Raw genomic sequence first — 17,550 nt, 5'->3', positions numbered from 1 at the left:
CGGCGTCGCGTTTCTGGATCCCCGCCTCCGCGGGGATGACGTCAACCGCAGCGACCGGCTCACTCCGCCGGCTGGTCGCCGTCGTAGCGGATGCGGCCGGGGGCGGGGCCGATGCGCGGACCGTGGGGATCGTTCGCCAGGCCGATCACCGCGCTGCCGTCGTCGCCGGGGCGATAGGTGAGCAGGCGGCGGCCGAGGCGCGGGCCGACGAAGCGCTCGATACCGACCGACAGGCTGAAGGCGGCGGGCACGATCAGCAGCGTGAGCAGCGTCGACAGCGTCAAACCGCCCATCACGACGATGCCCATCGGCGCACGCCACGATCCGTCACCGCCCAGCGACAAAGCGGTCGGCACCATGCCCGCGACCATCGCGACCGTGGTCATGACGATCGGCTGCGCGCGCTTGTGGCCGGCGTCGATGATCGCGGTGAGCGTGTCGACGCCCTTCGCCATCTCCTCCAGCGCGAAGTCGATGAGCAGGATCGAGTTCTTGGCGACGATGCCGAGCAACATGAGCAGGCCGATGAACACCGGCAGCGACACTGGCGTCCCCGTCGCCCACAGGGCAAGCAGGCCGCCGAGCGGCGCGAGGAGCAGCGAGCCCATGTTGACGAACGGCGGCAGCGCGCGGCGGTAGAGCAGCACCAGCACCGCAAAGACGAGGAAGGTGCCGCTGATCACCGCGATGATGAAGTTGTTGATCATCTCCGCCTGCCACTTCTGCTGGCCGAGCGTCAGCTTGTTGACGCCGATCGGCAGGTTCTTGAGCGTCGGCAGATTGTCGATCTGCTTCTGCGCGACGCCGGCGAGGACGCCGGGGGCGAGATCGGCACCGACCGTCAGCTGGCGCTGCTGGTTGACGCGGTCGATCTTGGTGGGCCCTGCGCCAAGGCCGATGTCGGCGACGACGCTCAAGGGCACCGAACCGCCGTTCTGCGTGGTGACGGGCAGGTTCTGGATCGTCGACAATTCGGTGCGCGCGCCCTCGTCGAGCGCGACGCGGATCGGCACCTGGCGATCGGACAGCGAGAAGCGCGCCGAATTCTGGTCGATGTCGCCGAGCGTCGCGATGCGGATCGCGCTGGACAGCGCCTGCGTCGTCACGCCGAGGTTGGCGGCGAGGTCGAGGCGCGGCTTGATGACGATTTCAGGCCGCATGATGTTGCCCGACACGCGCGGCGCGGTGAGCGAAGGCAGCTTGCTCATCTCCGCGACGATCTGGTTCGCGGTCTTCATCAACAGGTCGGGATCGTCGCCGCCGAGCACGACGGTCATGTCGCGGCCCGACGAGCCCCAGCCGAACTGCGAGCGGAAGCCGACGCGCGCGTCGGGAATTTTTGCGAGCTGGGGGGCGAGCTTGCGCTCGAACTCGGTGCTCTTGAGCTTGCGGTCGTCCTTCAGCGTCGCAGTGACGCGGCCGGTGTTGACCGCGCCGTTCTGGCCGGTGCGCGCATAGACGGATTCGACGTCGGGCTGCTTGCGCAGGAAGGCGGCGACCTGGCGGACGACGGCGTCGGTCTGCGCGAGCGTGCTGCCGGGCACCATCTCGATCGTCGCGGTCGAGGTGTCGCTGTCCTGTTCCGGGCTGAACTGCATCGGCAGCACGCCGAACATGACGAGCGTCAGGACGAACGACAGGAAGCCGATGCCGCACACCCAGACGCGGTGGTCGCGCAGGCGCGCGGTGATCCGGTGGAAGCCGCCGCGCGCGGCGCTCGCCTTGGCGCGGCTGCTGTCGAGCGTCCAGCGCAGCACGGCCATATAGCCGTCCATCAACCGCCCCTCGCCGTGGGTGGCGGGCCCCGCGGCCTTGAGGAAATAGGCCGCGATCATCGGCGTGACGAGCCGCGCGACGGCAAGGCTCATCAGCACGGAGACCACGACGGTGAGGCCGAAGTTCTTGAAGAACTGGCCCGAGATGCCGGGCATGACGCTGACCGGCATGAACACCGCGACGATCGCCATCGTCGTTGCCAGCACGGCGAGGCCGATCTCGTCCGCCGCGTCGATCGACGCCTGATACGCCGATTTGCCCATGCGCATGTGGCGCACGATGTTCTCGATCTCGACGATCGCATCGTCGACGAGCACGCCCGCGACGAGGCTGAGCGCGAGCAACGTCATCTGGTTGAGGTTGAAGCCGAGCAGATCCATGAACCAGAAGGTCGGGATCGCCGACAGCGGGATGGCGAGCGCGGAGATCAAGGTCGCGCGGATGTCGCGCAGGAACAGGAAGACGACCAGCACGGCGAGGATCGCACCCTCGATCATTGCGTGGATCGCGCTTTCATACTGCATTTCGGTGTATTTGACGCTGTTCGAGCGCAGCACGAAATGCACCGACGGGTTGCGCTTTTCGAGGTCGGCGAGCTTTTGCACCGCGCCCTTGAACACGCTGACGTCGGAGGCGCCCTTGGCGCGCTGGAAGTCGAAGCTGATCGCCTGGCGACCGTCGACAGCGGCGCGGCTGCGCTGTTCGGCGTAGAGGTCACGCACCTGCGCGATGTCGGCGAGGCGGACGGTGCGCCCGGCGCTGACCGGGATCAATGTCTGGCCGAGCTGATAGGCGTTCTTGGCGTTGCCGAGCACGCGCAGCGATTCCTCGGCGCCCGCGATCTGCGCGCGGCCGCCCGCGGCGTTGAGGTTGATCGCGCGCAGCTGCTGGTTGACCTGGCTGGCGGTCAGGCCCTGGCTCTGCAGCTTGGCGGGATCGAGGATGACGCGGATTTCGCGGCTGACGCCGCCGTTGCGGTTGACCGCGGCCATGCCGGGCACCGACAGCAATTCCTTGGTGACGGTATTGTCGATGTACCAGCTGAGCTGTTCGACCGTCATGTCGTTGGAGATCGCCGAATAGCTGGCGAGATCGTTGTCCGTCGTGTTCGCGCGGAACACCTGCGGCTCGAGGATGCCGTCGGGCAGGTTGCTGCGGATCTGCTGGATCGCGCTCCTCACGTCCTCCACCGCGCGATCGATCGGCGTGCCGATCGCGAGCTGGACGACCGTCTGCGACTGGCCCTCGGTGACGGTCGAGTTGATCTCGTCGACGCCCTGCAGGCTGCGCAGCGCCGATTCGACCTTTTGCGTCACCTGGTTCTCGAGCTCCGTCGGGGCGGCGCCGGGCTGGCTGATGACGACGATCGCGATAGGAAAGTCGATGTCGGGATCGTTGTTGACGCTCATCCGCATGAACGAGACGACGCCGGCGAGCGTCAGCGCGACGAACAGGACGATCGGGGGAACCGGGTTGCGGATCGCCCAGGCGGAGATGTTGCGGAAGCTCATGACGTTCAGCTCGCCTTGAGGGGGGTGGCGGCGCGCACCACCGGTTTCACCTTCTGCCCCGGCGACAGGAAGCCGCCCGCCGACTGGACGACGCGTTCGGTGCCGTCGAGGCCACTGGCGATGGTGATGCCGGTGTCGAACACCTCGCCGACCTTCACGTTGCGGCGTTCGACCTTGTCGTCCTTGCCGACGATATAGACGAAGCTGCCCTTGTCGTCGCTCTGCAGCGCCGAATTGGGCAGGATCGGCGCCTGGCCCGCGCCGCCGACGATCGTCGCGGTCGCGAAGCCGCCGGGACGCAGCGCGGGATCATAGGCGATCTGGACGCGCGCGGTGCCCTGGCGCGTCTGCGGGTCGATGACGGGCGACAGCTGCCACACGGTGCCGGGGAAGCTGCGCGCGCTGCCGACGGGGGTGACGGTGGCGCGCGAGCCGACATGGAGGCCGGCGAGATCGGATTCGGCCACCTGCGCGCGCAATTCGAGCTGGCCGTCCATCGCCATGCGGAACAGGACGCCCGAACCGCCGCTGACGATCTGGCCCGGTTCGACCTGGCGCGTCAGGACGAGGCCGGCGGCGGGCGCGCGGATGTCGAGGCGGCCGTTCCTCGCCTGCGTCTCGCGCAGCGCGGCCTGCGCGACGCGGACGCGCGCGGCGGCGGCGTCGCGGGTCGCGGCCTTGCGCTGCAGATCCGCCTTCGCGATGAAGCCGCGATCGACGAGCGCCTGCGCCCGGTCGAGTTCCGCCTGCGCGATGTCCTGGTCCGACTTGGCGACGGCGACCTGCGCGGCGAGGCTCTGCGCGGTCTGCTGCTGCACCGAACGGTCGACGGTGGCGAGCACCTGGCCCGCCTTCACCCACTGGCCCGGTTCGGCGAGGACGCGCGTGACGAGCCCGCCCTCGCCGGCGACGCCGACGGGCAGGTCGCGCTTCGCGGCGAGCGTGCCGGTGGCGTTGACGGTGCGGTCGACGAGCTGGCGGCCGGGCACGACGACGGTGACGAGCGGCATCTGGTCCGCGCCCTTGGTTGTGGGCGCCTCGTGCTTGCGGCCGAACAGCAGCCAGCCGACGACGACCAGCGCCGCGACGACGAGCACGGTGACGACGATCCGGCGGGCGCGCCCGGTCGGCGCCGGCTCACCGGGGAGCGCCAGCCGCTCTTCGTGCCCGATCGATCCCGTCTCGTAATTCATGCCCGTCCCATCCCCATTCGCACCGCCCCGCATCGACGATGCCCGCGTTTCCGGCGGCTGTATTATCTGAATATATCACTGTGCTCAAGCCCCCCCGGGCGAGCAATGGGCGGCATGCCCGAAACCCCGCGTCATCGCAACACAAAGCCCCGTTCAGCCGCGGTTGATCCGGACGGCGCCAAGGATCGTTCCATCACGGCAACATCCACGGGAGACGTAGGAACATGACAGGCAGGACGGGTTCGGTCGCGATGGTGGCGGCGATGGCCGCGGGGCTTGTGGTGCCCGCATATGCGCAGCAGGCGGGGCAGGGGGCGGCGCAGACGGTCGAGCCACTGATCCCCGCGAGCGGCGCGGTGCTGGAGGTGAGCGCGGAGGGGCGCACGACGCGCGTGCCCGACCTCGCCACGATCCGCGCGGGCGTCGTGTCGCAGGCGCCGAGTGCGGCGGCGGCGCTGGCGGACAATGCGCAAAGGATGGCGCGGGTGATGGCGGCGCTGAAGCGCGCCGGCGTCGCGGCGCGCGACATCGCGACCTCGACGGTGAACCTCAGCCCGCAATATCGCTACGCCGACAACCAGCCGCCGGCGATCACCGGCTATCAGGCGACCAACACGGTTTCGATCCGCTTCCGCGACGTCGCCACATCGGGCACGATCCTGGACGCGCTGGTCGCGCAGGGGGCGAACCAGATCGAGGGGCCGACCCTGTCGATCGACAAGCCCGACGCCGCACTGGACGAGGCGCGCACCGATGCGGTGAAGCGCGCCCGCGCGAAGGCGGAGATCTATGCCGCGGCGGCGGGGCTGCGCGTCGCGCGCGTCGTGTCCATCTCGGAAGCCGGGCAGGATGCGGGCGGCGGCGAGCCGGTGCGGCCGATGATGATGATGCGAGTGCGGGCGGATGCCGCGCCGACGCAGATCGCGCCGGGGGAGAAGGACGTGACGGTGACGCTGTCGGTGCGCTTCCTGTTGCAGTGACGGACATTCCTCCCCGCAGAGCGGGGAGGGGCAGCTCCATGCGATAGCGCTGCTTGGCTGCCCCTCCACCACTCGCTTCGCGAGCGCTCCCCCTCCCCTGCAAAAGCAGGGGAGGATTCGAAGGCACGAAAAAAGGCCGCCCGGTCGCCCGGACGGCCCTTTTCGCGTTCAGCCGGGTGGGCTTAGCGGACGCTGCCGCGACGCACCAGGTTGACGATCCCGAGCAGGATCACCGCGCCGAGCAGCGACACCAGGAACGACTGCAGCGTCAGACCGGCGTTGTTGATCGAGCCGCCGTTGATGATCAGGCCGCCGAGGAACGCGCCGACGATGCCGACGACGATGTTCAGGAAGATGCCCTGCTGCGCGTCGGTGCGCATGATGATGCTGGCGAGCCAACCGATGACGCCGCCGACGATAAGCCAAAGAATGATACCCATAGGTCCCTCCGTTCAGCCCGTGTGCGGGCTCTGCCAAAAATACTCTCGAGGCAGGCGAAATGTTCCGCGGGCGTTTCGGTTGCGAAGGATTGTGCTTGACAGGTCATTTTCCTTTGCCGCGCCGCACCCAGACGCTACGGAACGAAGCGTGACCGACGCCGACCGCCTGTTGACCGCCGCCCGCCGTCCCGAGGACGTCGACGCCGCGCTGCGCCCGCGCAGCCTGGACGATTTCGTCGGCCAGCAGGCGGCGCGCGAGAATCTGCGCGTGTTCATCGAGGCGGCGCGCGGGCGCGGCGACGCGCTGGACCATGTCTTGTTCTTTGGGCCGCCCGGCCTCGGCAAGACGACGCTGGCGCAGATCATCGCGCGCGAGATGGGCGTCGGCTTTCGCGCGACGTCCGGCCCGGTTATCGCCAAGTCGGGCGATCTGGCCGCGCTGCTCACCAACCTCGAGGACGGCGACGTGCTGTTCATCGACGAGATCCACCGGTTGCAGCCGGCGGTGGAAGAGGTGCTGTATCCGGCGATGGAGGATCGCGCGCTCGACCTGATGATCGGCGAGGGACCGTCGGCGCGCAGCGTGCGCATCGACCTGCCGCGCTTCACGCTGGTCGGCGCGACGACGCGGCAGGGGCTGTTGACCACGCCCTTGCGCGACCGGTTCGGCATTCCGGTGCGGCTGCAATTCTATACGGTCGAGGAACTGACGCGGGTGGTGTCGCGCGCGGCGGGGCTGCTGGAGCTGGGCATCGCGGCGGACGGCGCGGCGGAGATCGCGCGGCGCGCGCGGGGGACACCGCGCATCGCCGGGCGGCTGCTGCGCCGGGTCCGCGATTTCGCCAATGTCGCGGGCGTCGCAGTGGTCGATGCCGGCGTCGCGGACCGCGCGCTCAACCGGCTGGAGGTCGACGCGCTGGGCCTCGATGCGATGGACCGGCGTTATCTGACGATGATCGCCGACATCTATCGCGGCGGGCCGGTCGGCGTCGAGACGCTGGCCGCGGGCCTGTCCGAACCGCGCGACACGATCGAGGAGGTGATCGAGCCCTATCTCATCCAGCTGGGGCTGGTGGCGCGGACCGCGCGCGGGCGCGTGCTCAACGCGGGCGGGTGGAAGCATCTGGGCCTCAACCCGCCGGTCGGCAGCCAGGACGGCCTGTTCGACGGGTGAGGGGGCCGCCCCTGATCCGGCATGCCAGATCGGCGGTTAGCGCACCAGGAAGAACACCGCCGCGGCGGTACCGCCGCCGCAGACGATCGCAACGAGCAGCGTCAGCAGCGATGCGGCGAGCGAGCCTTTTTGCCGGCGCGCGAAACTGGTGCGCGATGCGGGTTTGCCCATCGCCAGTTCGATCGCGCCCGTGGCGATGCTGGCGAGCGCGGCCATCACCAACGTGACGAGCGCGCCCGCCACGGTCATCGATGCGATCGCGAGCGCGGGCAGGATCGCGAACGGCGCGGCGATCGCCAGCGCGGCGGTGAGCTTCGCCCGGCGGACGAGGCGGATGTCGATCGGCGCGACCGCGAGCAGTTCGGGCGCATCCTCCGCCGACAAGGCGAGCCAGGCGAGGCTGCCGGCGAGCTGGCTGGCGATGAGCACAGCGGCGAAGGCGAGCATCGGCGCGAGCGACCCGCCCCCGCCGTGGCGCAGCCCGACGAAGACGATCGGCAGCATGTAGATGAGGCGCATCAGGATCTGCGCGATCAGCGCGGGATCGCGCGCGAGCAGGCGCCATTCCTTGGCGAAGATCGTGCGGCCGAGCGAGGCGTGGAACAGCCCGGCGAGCCCGCGCGCGGGGCGTCGGCGGCGCGACAGGTGCATGCCGCCGTCGGCATAGGTCGACAGGAACTGGCGTTCGAGCACCACGCCGACCGCGACGAACAGCGCGATCGAGACGAGGCTCATCAGCGACAGCGCGGTGCCGTCGCCGAACGCCGCGCGGAAGGGCAGCGCGCTCCACCCGTCCGCGCCGATGCGATGCGCCTCGAACCAGCCGAACAGGCCGCGCGCCGCGCCGTCCTTCTGATGGCCGACGATCTGCGTCGTGAGGAAGAAGGCGCCCCCCATCACCGCCGCCGCGATCTGTCCCGCGGTACGCGCCGCGCGCGGGCCGGCGAGCCGGGCGATTGCCAGGGTGAGCGCAAGGCCGATCGCGGCGGCGGCGGCGGCGAGGATGGCGAGCAGCGCGACCGCGCCGAGCAGCCGGGGATGGCCGATCAGCGCGATCGGCAGTAGCGCGGGGAGCAGCAGCAGCGCCGCGGTGACGACGACGGAGGCGGCGATGCCGAGCAATTTGGCGAGGATCGCGCGCCGCGGCGGCAGCGGCGCGGTGAGCATGAGGTCGAGGTCGCGCGTGCCGTACAGCGTCTGCTGGCTGGCGAGCATCGCCTGCGTCGTCATCAGCGAGACGAGCAGCACGGTCGCGCCGAAGATGCCGGGGCCGAGCGCGGGGACGGGATGCAGGGGCGTACCGGCCAGCGCGACCGCCACCGCGATGCCGCCCAGCAGATAGGCGCCGAGCAGCACGCCGACGACGATCAGGCTGCCCCAGCCGCGCGGCCGGCCGCGCCAGGCGAGGCGCATTTCGTGGGCGACGAGCCAGGGCAACGATCCGGGACGCGTCATGCCCTTCAAAGCCCGCCGGTCAGGCGGATGAACGTATCCTCCAGCGTCATCCCCTCCGTCCCCGCCTGGTGGCGCAGTTCGGCGAGCGTGCCCTCCGCCATCAGTCGGCCGCCGGCGAGGATGCCGATCCGGTCCGCCATCCGTTCCGCGACGTCGAGGATGTGCGTGGTGACGATGACGGTCTTGCCCTTGTCCACCTCGGCGCGCAGCGCGTCCTTGACGCTGCGCGCCATCGCCGCGTCGAGCCCGGTCAGCGGCTCGTCGAGGATCAGTAGCCGCGGATCGTGGATCAGCGCGGCGGCGAGCGCGACCTTCTGCTTCATGCCGCGCGAGAAACCCTCGCACCTTGTGTCACGCTGGTCCCACAGGTCGAGCCAGTGGAGCAGGCGTTCGGCCTCCGCGGCGGCATGGCCGGGCTCCATCCGCCACAGGCCGGCGACGAAGGCGAGATATTCCGACGGCGTCAGCTTGTCGTAGAGCATCGGATCGTCGGGCAGCCAGGCGGTGATCGCCTTGGCGGCGAGCGGATCGCGGCGCGCGTCGATGCCGAAGATGTGGATCGACCCCGCGTCGGGCGCGGCAAGGCCGGTGACCATGCGCAGCGTCGTCGTCTTGCCCGCGCCGTTAGCGCCCAGCAGCGCGTAGAGCTCGCCCGCACGGATCGTCAGGTCGAGATCGGCGATGACGGGGCGGTCGAAGCGTTTGGCGAGGCCGCGGACGGCCAGGGCGGGGACGGCCGGGGCGGGGACGGGGGCGGGTTCGTGCATGTCGGCCGTGTCTGTCGCCGATCCCCGGGGGTGGCACAAGCCGATGCGGCTGCACAACAGCATCGAAAATGGGTTTTGTTCCGCGGGGTTCAAAAGAATGTTGCGTGGCATGGCGCGATGGCTTCTGATAGCCGCCGATGATGCCCAGTTCGGCCGCCGCCTCTGCCCGCGAAATCCTGACCCGCCTGCACGACGTGATGGCGGGCCGCAATCCTGCGCAGGCGAAGCTGGACGCGGTCGTCGGCATCATCGCCGAGGCGATGGATAGCGAGGTCTGCTCGATCTACCTGCTGCGCGAGGGCGTGCTGGAGCTGTTCGCGACGCGCGGCCTCGCCAAGGAGGCGGTGCACGTCACCAAGCTGGCGCTGGGCGAGGGGCTGGTCGGCACGATCGCCGAAGGGGTGGAGGTGCTCAACCTCGACGAGGCGGCGAGCCATCCCGACTTCGCCTACAAGCCCGAAACGGGCGAGGAACGCTATCACAGCTTCGCCGGCGTGCCGATCATCCGGCGCGAGCGCGCGGTCGGCGTGCTGGCGGTGCAGCACAGCGAGCAACGCAAGTATCAGGACGTCGAGATCGAGGCGTTGCAGACGGTGGCGATGGTGCTGTCCGAACTGATCGCCAACGCGGGGCTGATCGACCCGGCGGGTGCGGCGAAGGACCGCGTGCAGTCGACCGCGGCGGTCCGCCTGATGGGCCTGAAGCTGGTCGAGGGAATGGGCGCGGGCTTCGCGGTGTTCCACCAGCCGCGCGTCGTCGTCGAGCATACCGTCGCCGAGGACATCGATGCCGAGCGGCACCGCGTCTATGCCGCGTTCGACAAGATGCGCGAGCAGATCGAGCGGATGACGCGCGAGGCGGAGTTCGGCGTCGACGGCGAGCACAAGGAGGTGCTCGAGACGTACAAAATGTTCGCCTACGACGAGGGCTGGGCGCGGCGGATCAACGAGGCGATCGATTCCGGGCTCACCGCCGAAGCCGCGATCGAGCGCGTCCAGCAGCGCACGCGCCAGCGGATGCGGCAGATCGACGATCCTCTGCTCGCCGACCGGATGCACGATCTGGAGGACCTGTCCAACCGGTTGTTGCGCATCGTGTCGGGGCAGATGGGCACCGCAGCGCAGCTGGGCCTGAGGCAGGACACGATCCTGATCGCGCGCAACCTGGGGCCGGCCGAACTGCTGGAATATGACAAGCGCCGGCTGAAGGGCGTGATCCTGGAGGAAGGGTCGCTGACCGCGCACGTCACGATCGTCGCGCGCGCGATGGGGGTGCCGGTGCTCGGCCGGGTGCGCGATGTGCGTCGGCTCATCGCGGAAGGCGACCTGTTGCTGCTCGATTCAGTCGCGGGCAATGTGTTCGCGCGTCCTTCGGCGGCGATGGACGAGGCATTCGAGGCGAAACTGGCGCTGAGGCAAAAGCGGCGTGCCGCCTTTGCCGCGCTGCGCGACGTGCCGCCGGTGACGAAGGACGGGCATCGCATCACCGTGATGGTCAACGCGGGCCTGCGCGACGATGCCGCCGCGCTCGACGTGACGGGGGCGGACGGCATCGGGCTGTTCCGCACCGAATTCCAGTTCCTCGTTTCCGCGACGCTGCCGCAGCGCGAGCGGCAGCAGCGATTGTATCGCGAGGTGCTGGACGCGGCGGGCGACCGGCCGGTGGTGTTCCGCACCGTCGACATCGGCGGCGACAAGGCGCTGCCCTACCTCAGCCACGCCGACGGCGACGAGGAAAATCCGGCGATGGGCTGGCGCGCGCTGCGCCTTGCGCTGGAGCGCGAAGGGCTGATGAAGGCGCAGGCGCGCGCGCTGATCGAGGCGGCGGCGGGGCGCATTCTCCACGTCATGTTCCCGATGGTCAGCGAGGCGTGGGAGTTCGCCGAGGCCAAGGCGCTGTTCGAGGCGCAGCGCAGCTGGCTCGCCGGTCGCGGCCGGCGGTTGCCGCTGGAAATCCGCTATGGCGCGATGCTGGAGGTTCCGGCGCTTGCCGAACAGCTCGACCTGCTGCTGCCGACCATCGATTTCCTGTCGGTCGGCACCAACGACCTGACACAGTTCCTGTTCGCCGCGGACCGTGCCAACCCCAAGCTGGCGGAACGGTACGACTGGCTGAGCCCGTCGATCCTGCGTTTCCTGCGCCGCGTGATCGGCCCGGCGCGCGAGGCGGGCGTGACGTTGGGCGTGTGCGGCGAGATGGGCGGTCGGCCGCTGGAGGCGATGGCGCTGATCGGGCTGGGCATCGATCGCCTGTCGATCACCCCGGCGGCGGTCGGGCCGATCAAGGCGATGGTCCGCAGCCTGGACCGGGCGGCGATCGGCGCGTTCGTCGACGGGTTGCTCGCCGCGCCGCCGCGCGACATGCGCGGCGCACTGGCGGCCTGGGCGGCGGAGAACGGCGTCGATCTGGCCTGAACGGACGTTCAGGCGTGCCGCACCCGCGTTGACATGCCCGATGCCCTCTGGGAATGTCCGCGCGTCAGCGGCGGCTATAAAGACGGCCACCTCCCTTGGAGAATAGAATGGACGAGGTCGATCGCGGCCAGCCTGATGCCAACCCAGTTCCGCCGGCGACCGCGGGCGGACGGTTGCGCGCGGCACGCGAATCGCGCGGGCTGAGCCTGGCGGAGGTCGCGGGCCGCACCCGCGTGCCGCAGCGGCATCTGGAGGCGCTGGAGACGGGTAGTTACGGCCAGCTGCCCTCGCCGACCTATGCGATGGGATTTTCCAAGGCCTATGCCCGCGCGGTCGGGCTGGACGAGGTGAGCGTCGCGCAGGACGTGCGCCGCGAGCTGGACCGGCTGGGGCCGCGCCAGCCGGAATACGTGCCTTACGAAACCGCCGACCCGGCGCGCGTGCCGTCGCGCGGCGTGGCGATCGTCGGCGCGGGCGTCGCGCTGGCGGTGCTGATCCTCGTCGCGCTCTGGTACGGCACCAGCCTGTTCCAGGGCGGGCACACGACGTCGCCGTCGAGCGCGCCGGTGGCAAGCCAGGCGGTGACGCCCGCGACGGCGCCGACGCCCACGCCGACCCCCGCCGCCGTCCAGGGTGGGCAGGTGCGGCTGACCGCCAACGGCGAGGTGTGGCTGCGCGTCTACGACGCCGACGGCAGGAAGCTGTTCCAGAACACGATGAAGCCGGGCGACACGTATGACGTGCCGGCCGATGCTAAACAGCCGATGATCAACGTCGGCCGGCCCGACAAGCTGGCGGTGACGCTGAACGGGTCGGCGGTGCCGCCGCTGGGCGACGGATCGCGGCCGATCAAGGACGTGCGCATCGACGGCGCGGCGATGGCCGCGCGGCTGGCGGGCCAGCCCTTGCCCGGCGCGAGCCCGACGCCGGCGGCGTCTTCGTCGCCGGTGGCGAGCCGGGGGGCGGGCGAACGGCGCAGCGCGTCCGCGCGGCCGCGCCGCGATGCCTCGTCCGCGCTCAGCGAGGTGCAGCGCGCGAACCTGCAGGCGGCGGATGCGCCGCCCGCGGCCGCCGCGCCGACGACGAACGGCGCGACGCCATAACGGCCGGCCCATAAGGACTGGCGGGACCGGCCCCGATGCCGCTATGACGAACGCCGGATTTACCATCAGTTGCGCCGGGGGGCGTCAGGACCATGCGTAAGATCATCTGGGCGCTCGCCGCATCCGCCGCGCTGTTTCCCGCCGCCGCGTTCGCGCAGAGCAATATCGACGGCCGCGTCGGCAAGCTGGAAAGCGAGATGCGCGCGGTGCAGCGCAAGGTCTTCCCGGGCGGCGCGGGCCAGTATCTGCAGCCCGAGGTGACGCGCCCCGACACGCCGGTGCAGGCGGGCGGCGTCCCCGCGACGGGCGCGATCACCGACCTGACCGGCCGCGTCACCTCGCTCGAGGAGCAGATGGCGTCGATGACCAACCAGATCGAGCAGAACGGCTACAAGCTGCGCCAGCTGCAGGACGCGTTCGACGCGTACAAGCGCGCGACGGACGCGAAGCTGAAGACGCTGGCGAGTGCGCCTGCACCGGCGCCGACGCCCGTCACCGCCGACGAAAGCCTGGCGGGTGATACTGCGCCGGCACCGGCGCGCCCCGCGCCCGTGAAGCCGGTGCGCGGCGGCACGACTGCCGCCAAGCCGGTCGACACCGCCGCCACCGACACGCCGGCCGCCGCCGCCGGCGTGGTCAAACCCTCGACGGGCAATGCCGCCGAGGACGAGTATATGTACGGCTATCGTCTGTGGGCGGCGAAGCAATATCCGCAGGCCGAGGTACAGCTGAAGAAGGTGGTCGCCGACTATCCCAAGTCGCGCCGCGCCAGCTATGCGCAGAACCTGCTGGGCCGCGCCTATCTGGACGAGGGCAAGCCGAGCCTTGCGTCGATGGCGTTCTACGACAATTACAAGAAGATGCCCGATGGCGAGCGCGCGCCGGACAGCCTCTATTACCTCGCGCAGGCGTTGATGAAGCTCAACAAGCCCGCCGACGCCTGCAAGGTGTACGGCGAGCTGACGGATGTTTACGGAGGGAAGATCACTTCCCAGATGAAGGCCGATGTCGAGAAGGGCCGTACCGCCGCCAAGTGCAAGTGAGCCGATCGTCGCGGAAAGCGACCGGTTCCGCCACGACCTGATCCGCGCGCTGGGGCATGAACCCCGCGCGCCGGTGCTGCTCGCCGTGTCGGGCGGGCCGGACAGCATGGCGATGCTGACACTGGCGGCCGCGGCGATGCCGGGCGGGATCGCGGTCGCCAGCGTCGATCACCGGCTGCGCCCCGAAGCGGCGGCGGAGGCGGCGATGGTCGCGGACCATTGCGCGGCGATCGGCGTGCCGCATGCGACGCTGGCGCCGCATGCCGCCATCACCGGCGCGAGCATCCAGGCGGCGGCGCGGACCGCGCGTTATGGCCTGCTCGCCGGGCACGCGCGCGCGATCGGCGCGGAGGCGCTGGCGACCGCGCATCATGTCGATGACCAGGCGGAAACCTTTCTGATGCGCGCGGCGCGCGGATCGGGGCTGTCGGGGCTGGCAGGCGTCCGGCCGCGCGCGGTGATCGACGACGTCGTCGTGGTGCGGCCGGTGCTCGAATGGCGGCGCGCGGAATTGCGCGCGATCGTGCGGCGGCTGGAAATCCCCTTCGTCGACGATCCCGCCAATCACGATCCCGCGCACGACCGCACGCGCTTTCGCCGGTTGCTCGACGCCAACGAATGGCTGGGGCCGCCGCAGCTCGCGCGCGCGGCGGCGGCGCTGGGCGACGCCGACGGCGACGTGCGCGCGATCGTCGACTGGCTGTGGGGGGAGCGGGCGAGCGTCAACGGCGTCGGCGTGCGCGTGCGCGTCGCGGGACTGCCGCGCGAGCTGACGCGGCGGCTGGCGCGGCGCGCGATCGGCCATGTCATCGCCGCCGCCGATCTGTCGGCGCCGAAATGGAGCGAGGCCGCCAATGTCGAGGCGTTGCTCGACGCGCTCGCCGCGGGCAAGCGGGCGACGCAGGCGGGCGTGGTCGCGGCGGCGACGGGCGAGGAATGGCGCTTTCGCCCCGCGCCGGCGCGCCGGACGGGGTGAGGCGATCGTCGGAAGACGGACCGGGACGGCGGAACATTGCGCCGCACCGTTCACCATGATCGGCCAAAGTCGCCGCGTGTTCCATTGCCATTAACCGGCATGCGCCTATCTTGGGCGCGAAAGGCTTTCGCATGAACGACAACGACAAGCAGCCCCAGGGCGACGGCGGCAACGGCGGGGGCGGCAATCCCTGGATGAAGAGCCTGTTGATCTGGGTCGGCATCCTGCTCGCCGTCGGGCTGTTCCTGACGCAGTTCAGCGGTGCGACCTCTTCGGCGGGCGCGAACACGATCCCCTATTCGAAATTTCTCGACCGCGTTGACGAGGGCACGGTGAAGGACGTGGCGATCAGCCGCGACGTCATCACCGGCACGGGGACGAGCGGCGACAAGTTCCGTACCTATCCGATCTCCGACCCCACGCTGGTCCCGCATCTGCGCCAGAAGAACGTCACCATATCGGCCAAGCCCGACGAGGGGACGTCGATGTGGATGCTGCTGCTGTACCAGTCGCTGCCGTTCCTGCTGTTCCTGGGCATCGCCTTCTTCGTGCTGAAACAGATGCAGAAGAACACCGGCGGCGGCGCGATGGGCTTCGGCAAGAGCCGTGCGCGGATGCTGACGCAAAAGGAGGGCAAGGTCACGTTCGACGATGTCGCGGGCATCGACGAGGCGCGCGCCGAGCTGACCGAGATCGTCGAGTTCCTGAAGGACCCGACCAAATTCGCCCGCCTGGGCGGCAAGATCCCGAAGGGCGCGCTGCTGGTCGGATCGCCCGGCACCGGCAAGACCCTGCTCGCCCGCGCGATCGCGGGCGAGGCGGGGGTGCCGTTCTTCACCATATCGGGCTCCGACTTCGTCGAGATGTTCGTCGGCGTCGGCGCGAGCCGCGTGCGCGACATGTTCGAACAGGCGAAGAAGAGCGCGCCGTGCATCGTCTTCATCGACGAGATCGACGCGGTCGGCCGCCATCGCGGCGCGGGCCTGGGCAACGGCAACGACGAGCGCGAGCAGACGCTGAACCAGCTGCTCGTCGAGATGGACGGGTTCGAGGCCAACGAGGGTATCATCATCGTCGCCGCGACCAACCGCCCCGATGTGCTCGATCCGGCGCTGCTGCGCCCGGGCCGCTTCGATCGCCAGGTCGTCGTGCCGCGCCCCGATATCGAGGGCCGGATCAAGATCCTCGAAGTCCATATGAAGAAGGTGCCGCTGGCGCCTGACGTCGACGCGCGCACGATCGCGCGCGGCACGCCGGGCTTTTCGGGCGCGGACCTCGCCAACCTTGTCAACGAGGCGGCGCTGATGGCGGCGCGCAAGGGGAAGCGGCTCGTCGCGATGGCCGAGTTCGAGGAGGCGAAGGACAAGGTCATGATGGGCGCCGAGCGGCGTTCAATGGTGATGACCGAGGACGAGAAGCGGATGACCGCCTATCACGAGGCGGGCCACGCGATCGTCGCGCTGCACGAGCCGGCGTCCGACCCGATCCACAAGGCGACGATCATCCCGCGCGGCCGCGCGCTGGGCATGGTGATGCGCCTGCCGGAGCGGGACAGCTACAGCTATCACCGCGACAAGATGTACGCGAACCTGGCGGTGAGCATGGGCGGCCGCGTCGCCGAGGAGATCATCTTCGGGTACGACAAGGTGTCGAGCGGCGCGAGCGGCGACATCCAGTACGCCACCGGCCTCGCCCGCGACATGGTCACCAAATGGGGCATGTCGGACAAGGTCGGACCCGTGGAATATGCGCAGCCCGAAGGCGAATCGTTCCTGGGCTATTCGTCGAGCCAGCCGGTGCGGATGTCGAACGCGACCGCGCAGCTGATCGACGACGAGATCAAGGGCATCGTCGAAGGCGGCCTCGCCAAGGCGAAGCACGTGCTGACCGAGCATGTCGACCAGCTCCACCTGCTCGCCGGCGCGCTGCTCGAATATGAGACGCTGTCGGGCGACGAGATCAAGAAGCTGATCGCGGGCGAGGAGATTGGCCGGCCCGATCCGAGCCCCAAGTCGAACGTTCCGCGTGCAGGCACCTCGATCCCCAAGACGCGCCGCCCCGGCGGCCCGTTCGGCCAGCCGAGCCCGCTCGGCGCCTGAACAGGCGGGGCCGGGCGAACGGGTCCGGTCCGGTTCATCGAGCCTAAAGGCAACGCGCGATAGTCGGCGGCATTCCATAGCGGAGTGCCGCCGATGTCGTTCAAAATGCCCGTATTTCTTGCCGCCGCGCTGCTCGTCGCGGCGCCCGCCGATGCCGCGATGAGCGTCGGCACCTTCCTGTCCAAGGCCGCGCCGCTGCGGTCCAACCCGTTCACCGCGCTGACCAACCCGGACTATCCGGTGCTGAAGGCGGAGGCGGACGCCGCGACGCGCGCGCTGAAGGCGGACCGCGCCGCCCGCGCCGCGGCGGGCAAGCCGCCGATCGCCTGCATTCCCGAAGGCGAGTCGCTGGGCATCCTCGACATGCTGTCGGGGCTGGACGAACTGTCCCCCGCCGAAAAGCGCCTGCCGCTCAAGGACGGCTATGCGCGCGTGCTGGCGAAGCGCTTCCCATGCGGCGCACGGCCGCAGGGTATTTGAGGCGGGGCGGTGGGGGCTTGGCCGGCCGCCGTCGTTCCGGGGCATTTGAGTCTCGGCCGTTGGATCGTTGTTTAGCCTTCACAGAAGGAGCAGATCGCCACTGACCGAAGTCCGTGACCAATCAACTGCAAGCGTCCCG

The 17,550-nt window shown here is 69.9% G+C and carries 13 protein-coding genes; 8 read left to right on the top strand and 5 right to left on the bottom strand.

The window, feature by feature from the left end:
• Positions 1-59 precede the first annotated feature (59 nt).
• Positions 60-3,287 carry an efflux RND transporter permease subunit gene (locus tag DM480_RS04515; protein WP_115377776.1) on the bottom strand — a complete coding sequence of 1,076 codons (3,228 nt, stop codon included), beginning with the start codon at positions 3,285-3,287 and terminating at the stop codon, positions 60-62.
• A gap of 5 nt (positions 3,288-3,292) precedes the next feature.
• The gene (locus tag DM480_RS04510) at positions 3,293-4,480 is read right to left on the bottom strand and encodes an efflux RND transporter periplasmic adaptor subunit (RefSeq protein WP_115377775.1); all 1,188 of its coding nucleotides are present in this window, start codon (positions 4,478-4,480) and stop codon (positions 3,293-3,295) included.
• Between the two features lie 224 nt (positions 4,481-4,704).
• Between DM480_RS04510 and DM480_RS04505 the strand changes: the two genes are divergently transcribed.
• Entirely contained in the window at positions 4,705-5,460 is a 756-nt protein-coding gene (locus tag DM480_RS04505) for an SIMPL domain-containing protein (RefSeq protein ID WP_115377774.1), read from the top strand.
• Positions 5,461-5,642: 182 nt separating this feature from the next.
• Here DM480_RS04505 and DM480_RS04500 read toward each other — a convergent pair whose 3' ends face one another.
• Positions 5,643-5,900: a GlsB/YeaQ/YmgE family stress response membrane protein gene (locus DM480_RS04500; RefSeq protein ID WP_115377773.1), complete on the bottom strand. Its 258-nt coding sequence runs from the start codon at positions 5,898-5,900 to the stop codon at positions 5,643-5,645.
• Positions 5,901-6,048: 148 nt separating this feature from the next.
• Here DM480_RS04500 and ruvB point away from each other — a divergent pair, with 148 nt between their 5' ends.
• Positions 6,049-7,074: a Holliday junction branch migration DNA helicase RuvB gene (ruvB, locus tag DM480_RS04495; RefSeq protein WP_115377772.1), complete on the top strand. Its 1,026-nt coding sequence runs from the start codon at positions 6,049-6,051 to the stop codon at positions 7,072-7,074.
• 36 nt (positions 7,075-7,110) lie between these two features.
• On the opposite strand, the gene DM480_RS04490 is transcribed toward ruvB, so the two are convergent.
• Together DM480_RS04490 and DM480_RS04485 are read right to left on the bottom strand one after the other, a co-directional pair.
• Complete coding sequence (locus DM480_RS04490) at positions 7,111-8,529, bottom strand: hypothetical protein (RefSeq protein ID WP_115377771.1); 1,419 nt, start codon at positions 8,527-8,529, stop codon at positions 7,111-7,113.
• Positions 8,530-8,534: 5 nt separating this feature from the next.
• Positions 8,535-9,296, bottom strand: coding sequence for an ABC transporter ATP-binding protein (locus tag DM480_RS04485; RefSeq protein WP_115377770.1), 762 nt, complete (start codon positions 9,294-9,296; stop codon positions 8,535-8,537).
• Positions 9,297-9,436: 140 nt separating this feature from the next.
• Here DM480_RS04485 and ptsP point away from each other — a divergent pair, with 140 nt between their 5' ends.
• The 6 genes from ptsP (at position 9,437) to DM480_RS04455 (ending at position 17,411) form a co-directional block, all read left to right on the top strand.
• Positions 9,437-11,710 carry a phosphoenolpyruvate--protein phosphotransferase gene (ptsP, locus tag DM480_RS04480; protein WP_115380841.1) on the top strand — a complete coding sequence of 758 codons (2,274 nt, stop codon included), beginning with the start codon at positions 9,437-9,439 and terminating at the stop codon, positions 11,708-11,710.
• A 107-nt stretch (positions 11,711-11,817) separates the two neighbouring features.
• A complete protein-coding gene (locus DM480_RS04475) occupies positions 11,818-12,813 on the top strand; it encodes a helix-turn-helix domain-containing protein (protein WP_115377769.1) in 996 nt (331 codons plus the stop codon).
• A 92-nt stretch (positions 12,814-12,905) separates the two neighbouring features.
• Positions 12,906-13,856 carry a tetratricopeptide repeat protein gene (locus DM480_RS04470; RefSeq protein WP_115377768.1) on the top strand — a complete coding sequence of 317 codons (951 nt, stop codon included), beginning with the start codon at positions 12,906-12,908 and terminating at the stop codon, positions 13,854-13,856.
• Positions 13,819-14,832, top strand: a complete 1,014-nt coding sequence (gene tilS, locus DM480_RS04465) for a tRNA lysidine(34) synthetase TilS (protein WP_115377767.1) — start codon at positions 13,819-13,821, stop codon at positions 14,830-14,832. The genes DM480_RS04470 and tilS overlap by 38 nt, the downstream gene beginning before the upstream one ends.
• A gap of 131 nt (positions 14,833-14,963) precedes the next feature.
• Positions 14,964-16,931: an ATP-dependent zinc metalloprotease FtsH gene (gene ftsH, locus DM480_RS04460; RefSeq protein WP_115377766.1), complete on the top strand. Its 1,968-nt coding sequence runs from the start codon at positions 14,964-14,966 to the stop codon at positions 16,929-16,931.
• Between the two features lie 93 nt (positions 16,932-17,024).
• Positions 17,025-17,411, top strand: coding sequence for a hypothetical protein (locus tag DM480_RS04455; RefSeq protein WP_232834119.1), 387 nt, complete (start codon positions 17,025-17,027; stop codon positions 17,409-17,411).
• Positions 17,412-17,550: the final 139 nt, after the last annotated feature.

This window comes from Sphingomonas sp. FARSPH (assembly GCF_003355005.1).
GTDB lineage: Bacteria > Pseudomonadota > Alphaproteobacteria > Sphingomonadales > Sphingomonadaceae > Sphingomonas.
This window is presented reverse-complemented; position numbering and strand designations above follow the sequence as displayed.

What these genes read in the sequence shown, in the direction of transcription:
- DM480_RS04515 (WP_115377776.1), bottom strand. Translation starts at nt 3,287, where the DNA reads ATGAGCTTCCGCAACATCTCCGCCTGGGCGATCCGCAACCCGGTTCCC.
- DM480_RS04510 (WP_115377775.1), bottom strand. Translation starts at nt 4,480, where the DNA reads ATGAATTACGAGACGGGATCGATCGGGCACGAAGAGCGGCTGGCGCTC.
- DM480_RS04505 (WP_115377774.1), top strand. Translation starts at nt 4,705, where the DNA reads ATGACAGGCAGGACGGGTTCGGTCGCGATGGTGGCGGCGATGGCCGCG.
- DM480_RS04500 (WP_115377773.1), bottom strand. Translation starts at nt 5,900, where the DNA reads ATGGGTATCATTCTTTGGCTTATCGTCGGCGGCGTCATCGGTTGGCTC.
- DM480_RS04490 (WP_115377771.1), bottom strand. Translation starts at nt 8,529, where the DNA reads ATGACGCGTCCCGGATCGTTGCCCTGGCTCGTCGCCCACGAAATGCGC.
- DM480_RS04485 (WP_115377770.1), bottom strand. Translation starts at nt 9,296, where the DNA reads ATGCACGAACCCGCCCCCGTCCCCGCCCCGGCCGTCCCCGCCCTGGCC.
- ptsP (WP_115380841.1), top strand. Translation starts at nt 9,437, where the DNA reads ATGCCCAGTTCGGCCGCCGCCTCTGCCCGCGAAATCCTGACCCGCCTG.
- DM480_RS04475 (WP_115377769.1), top strand. Translation starts at nt 11,818, where the DNA reads ATGGACGAGGTCGATCGCGGCCAGCCTGATGCCAACCCAGTTCCGCCG.
- DM480_RS04470 (WP_115377768.1), top strand. Translation starts at nt 12,906, where the DNA reads ATGCGTAAGATCATCTGGGCGCTCGCCGCATCCGCCGCGCTGTTTCCC.
- tilS (WP_115377767.1), top strand. Translation starts at nt 13,819, where the DNA reads ATGTCGAGAAGGGCCGTACCGCCGCCAAGTGCAAGTGAGCCGATCGTC.
- ftsH (WP_115377766.1), top strand. Translation starts at nt 14,964, where the DNA reads ATGAACGACAACGACAAGCAGCCCCAGGGCGACGGCGGCAACGGCGGG.
- DM480_RS04455 (WP_232834119.1), top strand. Translation starts at nt 17,025, where the DNA reads ATGTCGTTCAAAATGCCCGTATTTCTTGCCGCCGCGCTGCTCGTCGCG.